The sequence below is a fragment of the Brassicibacter thermophilus genome, from assembly GCF_055378355.1.
Map to the genome: position 1 here is coordinate 2576620 of NZ_AP042446.1, position 16968 is coordinate 2593587.

The window sequence follows — 16968 nt, forward strand, 5'->3', positions numbered from 1 at the left end:
AAGTTCATTTTTTTATTCTGCAACTACCTACTATTATATTAAATAATCCTTCTGGTACAACCAATTTCCATTTACTATTATAGAATCTTTTGCCTTTGTTGTCCTTTAGAAGATATCTTGTACTTCTTCCTATTTTGCTTTTACAATAATCTATAAAGCTTTCTGGTAACTGCATCTGTTGCTTGTAATGTTCTAAAAGAAATCCTGTTTTTTGATAAAGAGCTTTTATATTATATTCATATAAATATTTTTTTAATTTATCTATATCTAAATAATATACACCGTCAAGACAGTTTAATAATTCTTCAATTCCACCAATTTTTTCAAAATCTTTTATGTTATCTATAACAGTTCGTTCCAAATCTGTTACTTTTACTCCTTCCGTACCCTTAGCCTCTAAAACACCAGATTTAAGTTTTGAAGCTACATACTTATACTTTACGCCATCAAATTTAAAATCCCTAAACCTAGTATCTGAAGATATATACATTTCATAATATACTTGATTAGCTAAACCGTGATATTCAAAAGCTGTATGATGAGAGAGGTAAGCTGAAATAGTGACAGCACAAGCTATTTGATACCTTGATGCAATAATCTTACCAGTAGCTGGATTGACACAAGAATAAATATTATTTCTTATTTTTTTTACCATATTATTCTTCATCAACCTATTAACAAGCGAATACGCTGTTTTCCTATTTTTTGTTAATTTTTCAACGTCATCAATAGAAAAAACACTCAACTCGCCAATTCATTATATCCAGTCAATTTATTCACCTCACTTTATTTTTAACTCATATATCTTTATATATAAAGACTTTTGTACTTAATATAAAGTTATCGCCTTTATATTTTAACTTATTAAATATAAATAGTTTTCTTTAATTTTAACACAAATATCTTTAAATTTAAAAAATTTTGTTCTATTTTTAAATAGAGAAGATTGCATAATTACTGCAAGGTCAAAATTTTGCAAGTTATAATTTTTTTAACTCCGGTATTTTGGACTTTTAGTTGAATTTATAAGGAAAAAACTCCAAAATAAATCGTACAAAAATTTAAACTTGCAAAATTTCTTAAATTATTTTATTATGCAATTTCCTCTGTTGTATATTTCCCCATATTTGATGAAAAATTTAGCAGGAATATAATGATAAAAATAGAATAATAAAACAGGATAAAATGTCATGATTTTACAGTTAAAGGGGATGATTTTTATGCCAACAGAAACTCAAAAAAATTTTAGAAAACAAATGAAAGAATACAGTAAGAGAAATAATAATGGAAAGAATACAGAGTTTTATAGCTTCATAAAAAAAGATAAAATTAGTAGTTATTATGATAAAAGCGAAAAAAGAAAAAAAGTAATTAGAACAGTCAGTATCGGTGGTGTATTGGTACTTATCTGGAATATATATGCTATATATACATGGATTAAGCCTGCAATTTATTCATTCACAGATAATAAGCATTTACAAATCTCAAATGTAGTAGATAATAAAAGTAAAAAGCATAGAGAAATAGCAAATTATTTAGATTTAATAGAAGTTAAAAAAGATAAATTAAAACAATACTATGAATATTGGTGCAAAAATGTTAACCATGCTTTTGAAAACGACGATGTAATATTTTTTGATAATATAGAAGAAAAATCAACATTAATAAAAGAACTGTACTTTGAAATCGAAGAGCTTAACTCCCCTGAAGAACCAAAGGTATATAAAGAATTAGAATTGAAGAATTTTGATAATATATATGAAATATTTATGGCCACTTTAATATCATACTATACGAATAATAGTGAAGAAAAAAAAGATAATATAGAAAGATGTAGTAAACTAGTTGACGAAGCAAATTTATATAATAATAAGATTATTGACGAATTGATAAGAGTGTTTAATGAAATTGACATGAAATATGAAAGGACTGATAGTGGTAGTATTAGATATTGGTGGAAAGAATAGTGTCAGCTTTTTTAATAAAACATAAGCACAAATTTTGGGTAATGTAAAAAACCTGTGCCTTTATGAAAATAAAAGCTCTTTTCTGGCAAGAATCTAAATAAGATTAAATCCAGAAAGGAGCGTTTTTCATGAGTACAATGTCAAAAGAAGTGTTAAGAAAAATGATTACAGAAGGTAATTTAAAAACTGCAAAAACTCAGTTTGGTCAACTCCCAATAGATGCTCCTAGAGATAGAAATGGCGATTTTGAGCCTGTTGTTGTCCCAAAGAATAAAAGGGATATACGATAGCATACTTCCACAAATTAAAGAATGGCAAAATAGACCCCTTGAATCAATTTATCCTTTTGTTTTTATGGATGCTATCCATTACAAGGTAAGAGAAGATGGGCAAATTAAAAGCAAAGCTGCTTATGTAGTATTAGGGGTTAATTTAGACGGATTTAAGGATGTTTTAGGCATTTGGATAGGGGAAAATGAATCATCTAAGTTTTGGTTAGGGGTATTAAATGATCTCAAAAATAGAGGCGTTTTAGATGTACTAATATTTAGTGTAGATGGTCTAACTGGTTTGAAAGAAGCTATACAAGCAGCATATCCAAAAGCTGAAATACAAAGGTGCATAATTCACCAATTAAGAAATACTTTTAAATATGTTAGCTACAAGGATATAAAAGAATTTTCTAATGATTTTAAGAATGTGTATAAGGCTGTAAATGAAGAAGAAGCTCTTGAAAATTTAGGGGAACTTGAAGAAAAATGGGGTAAGAAATATCCATATGCAATCAAAAGCTGGGAAACAAACTGGGATGTACTATCTCCATTCTTCAAGTACCCTAAAGAAATCAGAACTATAATGTATACTACAAACATTATTGAAGGTTTTCATAGACAGCTAAGAAAAGTAACAAAGACTAAGACGATGTTTCCATCAGATCAAGCCCTTGAAAAAATACTTTACTTAGCTAGTCAAAACGTTGTAAAGAAGTGGACTCAAAGGTATAAAAACTGGGATTTAATATTAAACCAGTTAACCATATTCTTTGATGGAAGAATACAATTGCACCAATAAATAGGTGTTTAATGGCACTATGGTTCTTTAATCAATGCTTATATGCTTTAAGACAGCCTGAAAGGCTGGATTAAAGCATATAAGCCAACAGAAAAAATAAAAATTTTGTGAAAACAAATATACTATATACATATTAATAAATGAGCATAATACTCTATAATTAAAATTATTGCCAAAAATATTATTTTAATGCATAAAACATAATAATTTTGGCAATAATAAAAATAAGATATTAAGTTACAATTTTACATAATATTAGTTAGTATTTCTTGTCAGATTAGAGTTACATATTCTCTTCTAAAGCACAAAATTAATTACATTCTCAAATTTTTTGCATTACCAACTTCGTCCCTATACTTCTACCACATTGCCCATTACAATAACTGTAGAAATATTAATATCCCCATCAAATATAATTAAGTCAGCATCTTTACCTATCTCTATACTACCTTTTCTATCATCAATTCCTATTACTTTAGCAGGATTTAGACTAGCCATCCGTACTGCATCTTGTAATGGAATGTTAACTATATTTACCATATTATATACTGCCTTATTTAGTGTTAAAGTTGATCCAGCTAAACCTCCATCAGACATTCTTGCCTCCCCATTCTTCACAAATACTTTTTGCCCCCCTAATTGATATTCTCCATCTTCTAGACCTGCTGCCATCATTGCATCTGATATAAGTACAATTTTATCTTTGCCTTTCATTTGTACGGCAATATCCATAGCTGCTTTATGAAGATGTATTCCATCACATATCATTTCGCAAAAAACCCTTTCATCTGTCAATACAGCTCCTACTACAGCTGGCTCTCTGTGAGAAAAACCTCTCATGCCATTATAAAGATGTGTAGCCAATGTTATTCCTTTATCTATTCCATCTTTAACTTCTGAAAATACAGCATTTGAATGTCCTACAGAAACAACAACTCCTTTAGATTTTAAATATCTTATTACCTCTAATGCTCCTGGAAGTTCTGGCGCTAACGACACTATTTTTATATTTTTCTTTGAAATATCCAAAAATTCTTCTAACTCTTTTACATCTGGATTTCTCAAGTGTTTTGGATTTTGTGCACCTTTCTTTTCTTGAGAAAAATAAGGTCCTTCTAAATATACTCCTAATACTTGTGCCTTTTGCTTTTTTGATTGATCTTCTTTGCTTTGAAATTCAATATAGTCTACCACATTCTTTATTGCTTTTTTTATTTTATTTAGTGATGATGTCATTGTAGTAGCTAAAAAACCAGTAACTCCATTTTTTATATGAAAACGTGATATTGAATCCATAGCTTCAAACGTAGCATCCATAGTATCATAGCCAAAATTCCCATGATTATGTATATCAATAAATCCTGGGGAGAGATATTTCCCACCTGCATCTATTATTCTTTCAAAATCTTTCTCATAAAAATCATTTTCATGTCCTATATTTTTAATTTTGCCATCATATATTGAAACTGCGTGTTTATTAAGGATTTCATAAGGAGTTATTACCTTTACATTTTTAATCAAAATTCTCATTTCATTCTACCTTTCTAGTATAGATTTGAATTTCTGCTACCTATCATCAGTCCTCTAAATATCTTATTTATATACTATACTCTTCGATTAGTATTTTTTCCTTTATTCCTTTTACATTTTTCAAATTTACATAACCTGTTTCTTCTTCCATTGCATTGGCAGTCCCACAAGCAGAAGCAAAGGAAATCATTTCTTTTATGTCAAATCCTCTTTTAATAGCCACAGCAAATCCAGCAACCATAGCATCTCCTGAACCTACTGGATTAACTAATTCCACTTTAGGCACTTTTACTCTATAAATTGATTTCTTATGAAATACTAAAGAACCTTCTCCACCTAAAGATATCACAACTATTTCGATTCCATTGTTACACAATTCCTTTCCCCACAGAATCAAATCTTCTTCACTGTTAATTTTAGATCCAACTATAGCTTCAAGTTCTTCCTTATTGGGTTTAATTAGATATGGTTGAGCTTTTATTCCCTCTATAAGGGCTTTACCACTAGTATCCAAAATAAATTTTATGCCCCTTTTTTTAGATAAAGTAATCAAATCCTTATACATATCTATGGGAACACTTTTAGGTAGGCTTCCTGAAGCAATGATTATGCTGCTCCTTTTTATTAATTCCTTATACCTTTCATAAAATCTTTCAATTTCAATTTCTGAAATCTCAGGTCCAGACTCCAATACTTCAGTTTGGCTACCATAACTTGATAAGATTGCAATGCAACTTCTTATTTCCCCTTTTATTGTTATAAATGAATTGGGTATCCCTAATCTATTTAAACTTTCCTTTATAAATTCACCATTTTTTCCACCTAAAAAGCCTGTTGCTGCAACAGGTTCACCAATTTGATTTATAACTCTAGTAACATTTAGTCCCTTGCCACCTGGAGTTTGCTGCATTTCCTTTACCCTAAATACTCCTCCTATTTTGAAATTATCAACAACATATCTTTTATCTATAGAAGGATTTAAAGTTATCGTAGTAATCAAAGCACTCACTCTCCTATATCCCTTTTCCTTCACTTCCACACATTCTTATTTTATCAACTACTACCCTTTTCATAGCTTTTTTCCCTTCAGCTAGATATTTTCTAGGGTCATTTGCATCAGGATGATTTGCAAAATAATTCTTAACTGCATCGGCAAAGGGTATTTTTAGTTCTGTTGCTATATTAACCTTACATATTCCTAGCTCAATCGCCCTTTTAACGCTATTATCAGGAACACCAGAAGCACCATGGAGTACAAGAGGAACACCTACAATATTCTTTATTTGCAACAATCTATCAAAATCTAATTTAGGTTCAGATTTATATAAACCATGTGCAGTGCCTATTGCAACTGCTAAAGAATCAATTTCAGTTATTTTAACAAATTCTGCAGCTAAATTAGGATCAGTCAACATTGAATTTTTCTCATCTACCTTTAAATCATCCTCCCTTCCTCCAAGCATTCCTAGTTCCGCCTCAACAGTTACCCCCCTTTTATGAGCATATTCCACTATATCCTTCGTTTTTCTAATATTCTCTTCAAAGGGTTCTTGTGAAGCATCTATCATAACAGACTTATATCCTAAATCAATACACTGCTTAATAAAATCTGGATCTTGAAAATGATCTAAATGTAAAGCTATAGGAATATCGTATTTAGAAGCTGCTATATTTCCTAATGCTAGTAAATAATCCATACCAGCATATTTCATCGTACTTGGTGTAACTGCAAGTATTACTGGTGATTTTAGTTTATTTGCAGTCTCTACAACTACTTGTATAGTTTCTAAATTGTGTATATTAAAGGCCGGAACAGCATACTTCCTTTTTTGGGCATCTATAAGCATTTCTCCTGTAGATACTATAAACATGACTAATCTCTCCTTAGCTAAATTTACTTTTTATCACTTCTAAAACATCTGAAAAATTATTATAAGGTATATAATCAATATTGTTATTTCTACAATATTTTTCTAAATCATTCTTTGCAAAAACAAGATCTGCTTTACCTGACACGCATCTGTCTGTATATCCATCACCAATGTAAATAATATAAGTCTCTTTATCTAAAAATTTTTGTAATTGGTCTGATTTGCAATTTCCACACATACCACATTGTTCATTAAAATATGGGAATTTAGTTTTAACATAACTTCCGTTATCAATATACAAATTACTAAAATATGGTATATCATCTAATTTATTTTTTTTCAGTATAAAATCTATGTAAAAATTCATACCATCACTTACAATGTATAAGTCAATTTTATTATTTCTACAATAGCTATAAAAATCATAAAAACTCTCATCTACCTCTATATTTGAATCTATAAAATCAATAAGCTGTTGAGTAGTTTGAGTCATATTTTCATAAAAATATTCAAGAGTATACCTAGAACCTATTTCCCCTTGTATCCATTTTTCTTCATACCTTTTCCATCCTTTTGGTCCGAAATTTTCAACTAAAGCTGTCCCAACATCCATTTTTGTAATTGTTCCATCAAAATCAGTTAATATTATAATCTTTTTCTCCCTTAATTCACGCTTTGATAAAAAAAACATATTATCTATCTCCAATTTATATTCCTTCTCCTCCTGTATTCTTTTTAGTTTTAATTTGGTTTGAATATGATTTTATGCCGCCTCTTCCTGCTTCTAATGCTTTATTTTTGATTTCATCTACCGGTACATCTCTATCAAATAATATGCTGATTATTGCAGGTAAGTTAGTTCCTGCAATTACTTCGCTATTTTTTATATCCTTTGATATCATAACACTAGTTTTAAAAGGAGAACCACCTAAAATATCAGTGAAAAAAATTATACCTTCTTCACTATTAAGTACATCTACCGCTCTTTTTATTTTTCTGTGCAAATCGTCAACGGAATCCCCTTCAACAAAATCCACTATCTCTAATTTTTCTTGTTTACCTGCTATTAGTTCTATAGAGTTCTTTAACCCTGAGGAAAATTTTCCATGACCTACTATAATTATTCCTACCATTTTAATAATCCTCCTCTTTATATTTAACAGAGGAAAGTCAAAATGACTTTCCTCAACTATTATCCTGTTATAAAATACCGATATATTTTCCTACTATACCTATTAATATAGTTAGACCAATCAATTTTGTTGGTGATATACCTTTCTTTAGTAAATAATATAATAAGAAAGTGTAACCTAATGGAAGCATATTAGGCATAATTTTATCAAGGACATCTGTTTGAATAGCAACTTGTGCTTCTCCAGCCTTTACAACAAGGGGTATATTTAATGATATGTACGATGCAATTAATCCACCAATAACTGTTAACCCTACTATTGAAGCAGCGTGAGATATAGCTTTGGCTCCAGTTCTTAATGCTTTGACTGCCTTAACTCCCGTATTGTAACCATAGAATATACCTCCGAACCTTAGAACTGCATGAACTGCATTAAATATTAGCAAGAATAATATAGGTCCAGCAATATTACCTTCAATAGCCAATGAAGCTCCTATACCAGCAGTAATTGGAAGAAATGTTAACCATATGATTGCATCACCTATACCACCTAATGGACCCATGGTAGCTACCTTAATACTCCTAATCATATTAGGATCTTCGTCATTTTCTTCCATAGCAGCTACTATTCCTAAAAGAGGTGTTACTAAAAATGGATGTGTGTTGAAAAATTCCATATGTCTTTTCATTGCAGATGACAAATCTTCTTTTGATTTTTTTACCTTTTTTAAGGCTGGTAGTAAACTATATAGCCATCCTGCTGATTGCATCCTTTCGTAGTTAAATGACGCTTGCAAGAAAAATGATCTAATAGCCATTTTATAAAGGTCTTTTTTAGTTAATTTTTCACTAGTTTGAGGTACAGTTTTAGATTCCATTAGTTCTTACCTCCTTTTTAAACTGTGAATCATTTTTATCTGATTTTCTACTATAATAGTCATATAAAGCAATAGCTAACCCTAAAATTGCTGTTCCAACTAATGTTAAGTTAAAATAGGTTACAACAATAAATCCTACCATTAAGAAAGCAAAATACTCTTTTTTAAGCATTATTTTTAATAACATAGCAAAACCGATTGCTGGCATCATACCTCCAGCTACTGATAGACCATCAATTAACCATGTTGGCATTTTCTCTACTATAGCAGCAGCATAATCTGCTCCAAAATAAATTGGTAAGAAAGCTATAACTACATACATTAAAAATAAAATTGCCATCCCTAAATAATTAATATTTTCTATCCCTCTCGTATTAGCTTCTTCGGCATATTTATCAGCCTTATGCATTACAGGTGAAAAAGCTGTAAATAATAGTGTTATTAGTGCCTGTACCGCAATTGCAAAAGGAACCGCAACTCCTACTGCCACCTTAGGGTCTTGCCCAGAAAGTATAGCGAAAGCTGTACCAATAATTCCACCTATAACAACATTTGGTGGTTGCACTCCTGCTAATGGAACCATACCCATCCAAACAAGTTCTAGAGTAGCACCTGTTATAAGACCTGTTTTTACATCACCTAATATTGCGCCAACAATTAGGCCACTAACAACAGGTCTATGGATATGAAGCTGTACATTAAACAAGTCAATACCTGCAATACCAGCCCATAAAGCAATTAATAAAGCCTCCGTTAACATTGTACTTCCCCCTTATTGTTATATTTTTTAGCTCGTTGCAAAATACTACAACTAGCATAAATACTACATTTAAATCTATTGAAATGGATGGTTTTCCCCCATTTTTGGGTATATATATAATAAGAAATTGTTAATAACTCAAAGAAAGGAGAAAACCATGCCAATTCAAGCTAAACAATTAAACTTTTGTGATATTTCTTCTGATTTTGATGTTTTTTTTAATCAAAATCAAAGTAATTTACTTTCTTTATTTGATCAATTTATTGATATTTCTAAATATATTCCTTTTTCTTTTTATCAAAAGTATTATTCTAATAAAGGTACTAGTAGGTATTTTTCTCTTGAATCTATGCTTTTAGCTTTTGTTCTTAAAAATATTTTATCTATCCCTACTATTGAACTTTTAATTTCTTTACTGCATATTTCTTCTGAGATGCGTAGCTTTTGTGGTTTCCTTAGAATTCCTCATAAGTCACAGTTCTCTAGGTTTAAATCTACTTTCTCTGATGAGTTAAGAGAAATGTTTCATTGTCTTGTTGATGTCACTGATGAATTAGCTAAAGATGTTAGCCCTTTTCTTTCTTCTATTTTAATTACTGATACTACTGGCTTTGAACCTTATGTGACTGAAAATAATCCTAAGTTTTATCAGTCTCAGCTACGTAAAGCGAAAGCTTATGATAAATCTATTAATAAAGGTAATCCTAATTCTAATTTTGATATCGAAAAATATGCTCAAAGTCTAATGCCTAAATCGGCATCTTCTAATAAAGACGCTAAGTTTTGTTACCTTAATGGTCATTTTGGTTATTATCAAAAAGCTGTTATTTCTACTAATGGTTTTGGCCTTATTAGAGATGTTAATTTTTATGACTCTGATAATAGTTTGTCTTTTGACCTTACTCCACAAGGGATTAAGGATTTATATGATGCTAAATCTCTAATTCCTTCTCTTGAAACTTTTTTTAGTATTCATCCTAATTTTAATTATAAATACTTTATTGGAGATTCTGGTTTTGATGCTGATGATAATTATGCTTATCTACATTCTAAAAATATTATGCCTATTATCAACATTAATCCTAGAAATTCTCCTAGTTTACCTCAACCTGGTTTTAATGAACTTGGTGTTCCTCTTTGCTCTATAAACCCTTCTTTACCTATGGTCTACGACAGTATTACTAGAGAAAAAGGTCGTGCTGATAGAATTAAGTATATCTGCCCTAAGGTAAAGAAAACCATTGTAAATGGTAAAACTACCTATATTCTTAATTGTGATAATCCCTGCACCAAGTCAAAATGTGGGCGGATTAAACAACTTACTATCCATCATAGTTACAGATTTAATGCTTCTTTTCTTCGCGATAGCTTGAAATGGAATTTACTTTTCAAGCGAAGGACCATTATTGAAAGGTCGATATCGCAAATTAAAAATTTTATGCAGTTAAAAGTTACAAAAGTTCGTAATACAGTTTCCTTGAAATCAGATATTTTATTGGCTTGTATATCTCAATTAATTGCTTTCATACTTCTGTTTAAAACTCAAGAAAATCACGATAATCCTCTAGCGATAAAAACATTAATAGCATAATTTGAACATAATTGAATATTGATAAAAATTAAAGGTTTAATTAACCTTCGGTTTCTTATGCTCTTTTTTGTGGATTTTCTTATGCTATCGCATCTTTTATCTTGTTTTTCTGTGGATAAGTTCATTTTTTTTATTCTGCAACTACCTAAATTTATTTAGTAATTTGTTTTTAAAAGAGCTTACTATATTTAAAAAATTTGTTCTAAAAAGATAGTTACCCCTAGTGAAAACAAATTCATTAATTAATCTGTAAAAAACGTTTTTAATTGTATTATCCTGTACAACTGATTTAGAGATCTATATTAATACCAAAATTAAATTTTATTTTAATAAATAGGGATATATTCTAACTCCTTTTACTACTCTATTAACACTACCATCAGGACATGGATTATCAGGGCTTATGCCCAACTGAATTGACTTAAGAAAAGCAAACATTTGAGCAACTAAAACATAATTAAATATTAAATATACATCATCCTTATAATCTTCTTTAGCATCTGTTATATATATATAATAATCTACTAGTCCTTCAACTTCTTTGTCTATATAACTAGATAGTGCTATTACTTTCTTATTTCCATCTTCACTATTCATTTCTTTGAGTAAGTCTAGCTCATATCGCCTTGTATAACTATCATTTGATAAGAATGAAAATATAAGAGTTTTGTCGTTTATTACTGATTTTGGACCATGTCTAAAACCTAGAGAAGAATCCCAATTAGTCATAACTTTACCTCTAGTTAGCTCCAAAGTTTTTAAAGCAGATTCCCTTGCCAATCCTTTTAATGTAGAAGAACCTAGGAATATTGCTCTGTCAAAATCATTAGCTGCAATCTCTTTAATTGTTTCTGAATATTTTTCAATCACCCTTTCTCCTACGTCAGCTATTCCTTGTATTTGTGTTTCTAAGTTATCAATATTTTCTATATAAAAAATCAATAACGAAGTAAGAACCATACATGTAAAACTTCCTGTCATTGCAAAACCTCTGTCATTGGATTCCTCTGGCATGAGTATTAATAATGAATTGTCATTTTGGGATGCTTTTTTAGCAAGGTTACCTTTCGGATTACAAGTTAGGAATATTTGATAAAGATTATCTACTAATTTCTCCGCTAATTCAACAGCAGCTACACTTTCTGGGCTATCTCCTGACCTTGCACAGGATATAAGTAAAGTAGGAATATGGGAATGTAAATAGTTTTTAGGATTAGACACTATATCAGTTGTAGATATAGCTTCAACCTTATGGGTAAGCATTCTATCTAAATATGCTACAATACTATCCCCCACAAATGCAGAAGTACCTGCTCCAGTAAAAATAATTCTAAGATCTTTTTCTTTTAACACTCTATTTAAAAATCTGCCTATTTGCTCTTTATTTTTTTTAACTATTTCAAAAGTTTCTTTCCATAATCTTGGCTGCTGTGTGATTTCTTTTGCCGTTATATACCCATTCATTTTTTTTAGTTTTCCTTCATCATATCCAAATATTGCCGACATTTTTTATCCCTCCTAATTATTAATCTACATATTACCTTGAAATACAATATCTAATATGGTAATATTGTCATGTCGTTCGTACCAGTTAGGTTAAAAAAACTACTTTTCTAATACTACACGATATTTAAATTTATCTCCTCTAGCTATGCCAACTGTATACTCTATAATATTTCCCTTTTCAAAGGTATATCTTTCTATCATCATGCTGGGAGTATTTGCTCTTATACCAAGGGCCTCTGCTTCATTTTTTCTAGTCAAGACAGGCTGAAAAACCTCTTCTGCTCCAGCAATAACAGCCTCGAATCTTTTCGTAAAAATATCATACATAGCTTGGTTTTCTAAATCCTTTTTTACAATACCAGGAAATCGATTATATGGAACATAACTTGTTTCTATCATCATAGGTGTTTCATCTGCTAATCTTAACCTAGTAAATTTATATAACATAGTTCCCGTTTCTATTCCCATTTTCTTTGATATTTTTTCATTAGAATAAATTATTTCAAAATCTATAACTTTTGAGGTTGGTACTTTGCCAATATTTTTCATTTCATTTGTAAAACTATAGAATTTCAATAAATTCTGTTTCATTTTCAATGGTGAAACATAGGTGCCTTTACCATGTTTTTTATATATATAATTTCCCTTTTCCAATTCTTGTATTGCTTGCCTTACTGTTACACGACTAATATCATATCCTTTACATAATTCCCTCTCAGATGGTATTTTATCGTTTTCCTTCAGTTTACCTGTCTCTATCTCTTCAATAATAATATCCATTAACTGATAGTACAATGGTATTCTGCTTTCTTTATCTATAGTCTTCATCTCGTTTCACCCTAACTATAATATATTTAATATCGTAACTTGTTATGTGGTGTGTACCACTTATATATTTATAATAATATAACTTTTTTGTTTTGTCAATAGAGGAAATTGCATAATAGAGATTTCGCATCAAATTTCCAGTGAAAAATTGAATTATGCTAAATATGTATTTCTAAACAATTATTCGAATTATTGGTAGGCTAAAAGACCGTTAGGTCATAAAAATGGTTACAATTCCCCCTACCCCAATAAAACTTCATAATGAATTTCCAGTTTTATTTCAATTTAAGTTTTCATAAATATTGGATTATCCCAATTATTTTCTATGATAAATCTTTCATCTCTTATATCTTCTATAATATCTATATGAAGCATACCTTTTCTCCTAAATCCTCTTATACACCGAAAAAAATATAGTTGCATTAAATTAAATGCTATTATCATAAACATTAATACTGTTTCTACGCCCGTAGGGCTATGAAGAAAACAATGATTTAGGTGCCATTCTGTTTTTAATTGATGAAATGCATTATTTTCAATGTCCCATCTTTTATGCATTATCTTCCATAGAGTTTCTACTGATGTTATTTTATCTGTAGTTATGATCCATCCTTCTTTAATTTCAATCTTATCTTCATTATGAATTTCTTCTATGAATTTTACAAATCTTACTTTTGTATCTAAATTAGGCATTTCAAAATTATCTTCATCCCAAGCTTTAATTTTTCTATACTTATTACCTTTTTTCTTTACTATCCACTCTTTATTTGCCTTACGGCATTTAAACAAAGATAATGCATCTTTTACAATATTAAGTCGCTCATCTTTCTCTCTTACTACTGCATCCATTCCTATAGAAAGAACTTCTTTTATCCAAGTAGACTTACAGTATAAAGCATCAGCTACTACAATATCTGCAAAATGATGATATTGTTTATATAAGTTTTTAATAAGCCGTTTTCCACCAGTAATTTCGCCTTCATCTTTATATGAACTATCATTTTTAGGTTCTAGCATTTCTTGACCTAAAATAATGTGTGGATCAGAACCTACGGTTGTACATACAACTGATCTATGAAAATAATGAGTAATTCCATTTTTATCAACTCTTGTAAGGCATTTATCACAACACTTTTTAGTGCTTTCAAATAATTCTACGCCATCTATAGCAACTACCTTTAAACCTTCTATAGTACCATTCCTAAACACCTTATTTTTTATAGTAGTTTTTACTATATGACCATGAATATTTTTTAAACCTTCTAAATCAAAATCACTTAAAGAGCGTCTAATAGTATCAATACGTGGCATCTTTATTTTTTTAGGCATGATCTTTTTAAATTTATCTTTTTTAAGCCAATGCTCTAATCTATTGAAACTTCTTATTTGAAGCATAAATCCAAATAATACAACAAAGGAAATTGTTGAAATTTTTACGTTAGATTTTAATCTTTTATCATTTAAGGTATTGATTTTTTCACCTATATGGTATACCTTATTAATATAAGTGAGTAATTGTTTCAAATAGCTTTTACTCATTTTATCAGCATCCTTTTCTTTGGTTTTTGTGGTAAAAACTATTATAGAAAGGATGCTTTTATTTTGCAAATATTTTTTTATAATTTCCAGTAAAAATAGGAATAATCAAAATTTTATAGGTATATCATAAATTGTTTAATTTCTACGGGCTATCGCCCATTTATTTTTTTTGATGCGAAATCTCTGATTGCATAATAAAATAATTTAAGAAATTTTGCAAGTTTAAATTTTTGTACGACTTATTTTGGACTTTTTTCCTTAAAATTTCAACTAAAGGTCCAAAATCTTACTCAAATTCAGATACATAAGTTTGATATCCATCTCATAGTTGAAAAGGAAGAAATAATTTTTGTAGTTTTTTGTCAAAAACAATATGCTTTAGTATTTCTACTTTTAGTATATATCTATCTTTTCAAAAGTCCCATTTTTTCTTACTACTGGACAAAAACTTTTTGTTTTAATTGCTTCAATAAAATCTTTTTCATCTCTAATGGAATGACTAAAATAAGTTGCATACTTTCCTACTTGCTCAGGCACATGAGCATCACCTGCACCAAGGCAAGGAATACCAAGCTCTATAGCTAGAGCATATGCATATAGGTTGTGGTGAGGTAAAGTACTTCCATTAAAAGCTTCTATCCCATCCAAATTATTTTTTACATTTCTGATGTATTCGCCCAATCCTCTATTATTATTCCTAAAAGGGTGAGCACTAATAGCTACCCCCTGATTCCTTTTTACCATTTCTAATAATTCTTCAGCATGAATCATGTCTTTGGGTATATCATGTAATCCAAAGACTAATATGTCTCCTTCAAATGTAAGTATTTCAGCACCTACGATTATTAATATATCTTTTATTTTTTTAGAGGTTCCAATTTCATTTTTTAAATAATTATTATCATGGTCAGTTACACATATTCCATCTAATCCTATAGATTTAGCAGTTTGTATAGCTTCCATAAGCGACAAATAGCTATCAGATGAATGTTTGCTTTCATGTAAATGAGTATCAATTATCATATAATTACCTCCGACAACATTATACAGGAATTTTACCACAGAAATGCTTACTCATGTTAAGTTATAACAGAATATAATAATAAACAAATTAAGTATAAAAAATATCTATAATAATTACACTTAAGATTATTTAATGGTATAATTTTTAGGTCAAATACCTGTGTTTACCTATAGAAATCGAATATACATTAGGGGGAATTACAAATGAAAAATTTTAAATCAATACTTTCTTTATTTTTAGTTTTAATTATGGTTTTAAGTTTAGCAGCTTGCAGTAAAACTAAAAATGAGCAAGAAAATAATCAAGTAGAAAATACAAATGTGGGAGAAGAAAAAAATTTAGAAGGAACAACTCTAAGAATTGTAGCTACATCTGAAAGCTACAAGGAACTGTTTGACAAATTCACTGAAAAAACAGGTATAAAAGTAGAGTTTGTAAGTATGTCTTCAGGAGAATTATTATCTAGAACAAAGGCTGAAGGTGGCAAACCAATGGCAGATTTTTGGTTTGGCGGTGGATTAGATGCTTTTATGCAGGCTAAAAAAGATGGCCTTTTGGAATCTTACAAATCTCCACAAATAGAAGATATACCAGCCCAATACAAAGATAGTGACGGATACTGGGTAGCAAAGGGAATAACAATAGTAGGATTCATAGTTAACAATGAAGTAATGGAAGAAAACAATCTTCCTATGCCTAAAAGCTGGCAAGATTTAACTAACCCAATATATAAAAATGAAATAATCATGTCAAGCCCAGCAATATCAGGAACAAATTATGCTGTAGTTAACGGACTTTTACAATCTATGGGTGATGAAGAAGGTTGGAATTTTTTTGAAAAATTAAATGAAAACATTCCTTACTATGGTAAAAGAGGTAAAGACCCTCAACTTAAAGCTACAGAAGGAGAAGTAGCTATAGGTATTACTTACATAGATAAAAGCATTTTTGATTTACAAGAAGAAAGAAATATGACAGTTATTTACCCAGAAGATGGTATACCATGGGTTCCAGAAGGTATGGCAATATTTAAAAATGCTGAAAATCTAGAGGCAGCAAAACTATTTATGGATTGGATATTCTCTAAAGAAATACAATCTGAATTAGCTAAATTAGACGGAAAAGACAGCAATATGATGGTTAAACCTGGTGTAGAAGGTCTAGAATTAGGAGTACCAAAAGACAAACTTTTAAAATTAAACTTGAGTTCTTTTGGTGATGATAGAGAAGCTATACTTAACAAATGGAGTACATTAGTAGGAGATAAATAA

At 29.7% G+C, this 16968-nt stretch carries 15 protein-coding genes and 1 pseudogene; 4 read left to right on the forward strand and 12 right to left on the reverse strand.

The window, feature by feature from the left end; translation table 11 throughout:
• Window positions 1-4 precede the first annotated feature (4 nt).
• Window positions 5-745 carry a type IV toxin-antitoxin system AbiEi family antitoxin domain-containing protein gene (locus ACZ41D_RS12345; protein WP_464151717.1) on the reverse strand — a complete coding sequence of 247 codons (741 nt, stop codon included), beginning with the start codon at window positions 743-745 and terminating at the stop codon, window positions 5-7.
• A gap of 475 nt (window positions 746-1220) precedes the next feature.
• On the opposite strand from ACZ41D_RS12345, the gene ACZ41D_RS12350 reads away from it, so the two are divergent.
• Window positions 1221-1967 carry a hypothetical protein gene (locus tag ACZ41D_RS12350; protein ID WP_464151718.1) on the forward strand — a complete coding sequence of 249 codons (747 nt, stop codon included), beginning with the start codon at window positions 1221-1223 and terminating at the stop codon, window positions 1965-1967.
• Window positions 1968-2182: 215 nt separating this feature from the next.
• Window positions 2183-3038, forward strand: a pseudogene (locus tag ACZ41D_RS12355) (IS256 family transposase).
• A 351-nt stretch (window positions 3039-3389) separates the two neighbouring features.
• On the opposite strand, the gene nagA reads toward ACZ41D_RS12355, so the two are convergent.
• The 7 genes from nagA to agaW all read right to left on the reverse strand — a co-directional run bounded on the left by nagA (window position 3390) and on the right by agaW (window position 9209).
• The gene (gene nagA, locus ACZ41D_RS12360; protein WP_464151719.1) at window positions 3390-4568 is read right to left on the reverse strand and encodes an N-acetylglucosamine-6-phosphate deacetylase; all 1179 of its coding nucleotides are present in this window, start codon (window positions 4566-4568) and stop codon (window positions 3390-3392) included.
• 67 nt (window positions 4569-4635) lie between these two features.
• The gene (gene pfkB, locus ACZ41D_RS12365) at window positions 4636-5577 is read right to left on the reverse strand and encodes a 1-phosphofructokinase (RefSeq protein ID WP_464151720.1); all 942 of its coding nucleotides are present in this window, start codon (window positions 5575-5577) and stop codon (window positions 4636-4638) included.
• Between the two features lie 4 nt (window positions 5578-5581).
• Window positions 5582-6439, reverse strand: a complete 858-nt coding sequence (locus ACZ41D_RS12370; protein ID WP_464151722.1) for a tagatose bisphosphate family class II aldolase — start codon at window positions 6437-6439, stop codon at window positions 5582-5584.
• Between the two features lie 13 nt (window positions 6440-6452).
• Complete coding sequence (locus ACZ41D_RS12375) at window positions 6453-7145, reverse strand: MtnX-like HAD-IB family phosphatase (protein WP_464151723.1); 693 nt, start codon at window positions 7143-7145, stop codon at window positions 6453-6455.
• Window position 7146: 1 nt separating this feature from the next.
• Entirely contained in the window at window positions 7147-7572 is a 426-nt protein-coding gene (gene agaF / locus ACZ41D_RS12380; RefSeq protein WP_464151724.1) for a PTS galactosamine/N-acetylgalactosamine transporter subunit IIA, read from the reverse strand.
• 67 nt (window positions 7573-7639) lie between these two features.
• On the reverse strand, window positions 7640-8449 hold the full coding sequence (locus ACZ41D_RS12385) for a PTS system mannose/fructose/sorbose family transporter subunit IID (protein ID WP_464151725.1): 810 nt from the start codon (window positions 8447-8449) through the stop codon (window positions 7640-7642).
• Window positions 8439-9209, reverse strand: a complete 771-nt coding sequence (agaW, locus tag ACZ41D_RS12390; RefSeq protein ID WP_464151726.1) for a PTS N-acetylgalactosamine transporter subunit IIC — start codon at window positions 9207-9209, stop codon at window positions 8439-8441. Before agaW ends, ACZ41D_RS12385 begins: the two co-directional genes overlap by 11 nt.
• Window positions 9210-9366: 157 nt before the next feature.
• On the opposite strand from agaW, the gene ACZ41D_RS12395 reads away from it, so the two are divergent.
• Entirely contained in the window at window positions 9367-10800 is a 1434-nt protein-coding gene (locus ACZ41D_RS12395) for a transposase (RefSeq protein ID WP_464151727.1), read from the forward strand.
• A gap of 321 nt (window positions 10801-11121) precedes the next feature.
• Here the strand turns inward: ACZ41D_RS12395 and ACZ41D_RS12400 are convergent, their stop codons facing one another.
• The 4 genes from ACZ41D_RS12400 to ACZ41D_RS12415 all read right to left on the reverse strand — a co-directional run bounded on the left by ACZ41D_RS12400 (window position 11122) and on the right by ACZ41D_RS12415 (window position 15696).
• Window positions 11122-12306: an SIS domain-containing protein gene (locus ACZ41D_RS12400; RefSeq protein ID WP_464151728.1), complete on the reverse strand. Its 1185-nt coding sequence runs from the start codon at window positions 12304-12306 to the stop codon at window positions 11122-11124.
• A 99-nt stretch (window positions 12307-12405) separates the two neighbouring features.
• Window positions 12406-13134 (reverse strand): GntR family transcriptional regulator, encoded by a 729-nt coding sequence (locus ACZ41D_RS12405; RefSeq protein ID WP_464151729.1) that lies wholly within the window; start codon window positions 13132-13134, stop codon window positions 12406-12408.
• 285 nt (window positions 13135-13419) lie between these two features.
• Window positions 13420-14673, reverse strand: a complete 1254-nt coding sequence (locus ACZ41D_RS12410; protein WP_464151730.1) for a transposase — start codon at window positions 14671-14673, stop codon at window positions 13420-13422.
• Between the two features lie 393 nt (window positions 14674-15066).
• Entirely contained in the window at window positions 15067-15696 is a 630-nt protein-coding gene (locus ACZ41D_RS12415) for a PHP domain-containing protein (protein WP_464151731.1), read from the reverse strand.
• 204 nt (window positions 15697-15900) lie between these two features.
• Between ACZ41D_RS12415 and ACZ41D_RS12420 the strand changes: the two genes are divergently transcribed.
• A complete protein-coding gene (locus ACZ41D_RS12420) occupies window positions 15901-16968 on the forward strand; it encodes an ABC transporter substrate-binding protein (RefSeq protein ID WP_464151732.1) in 1068 nt (355 codons plus the stop codon).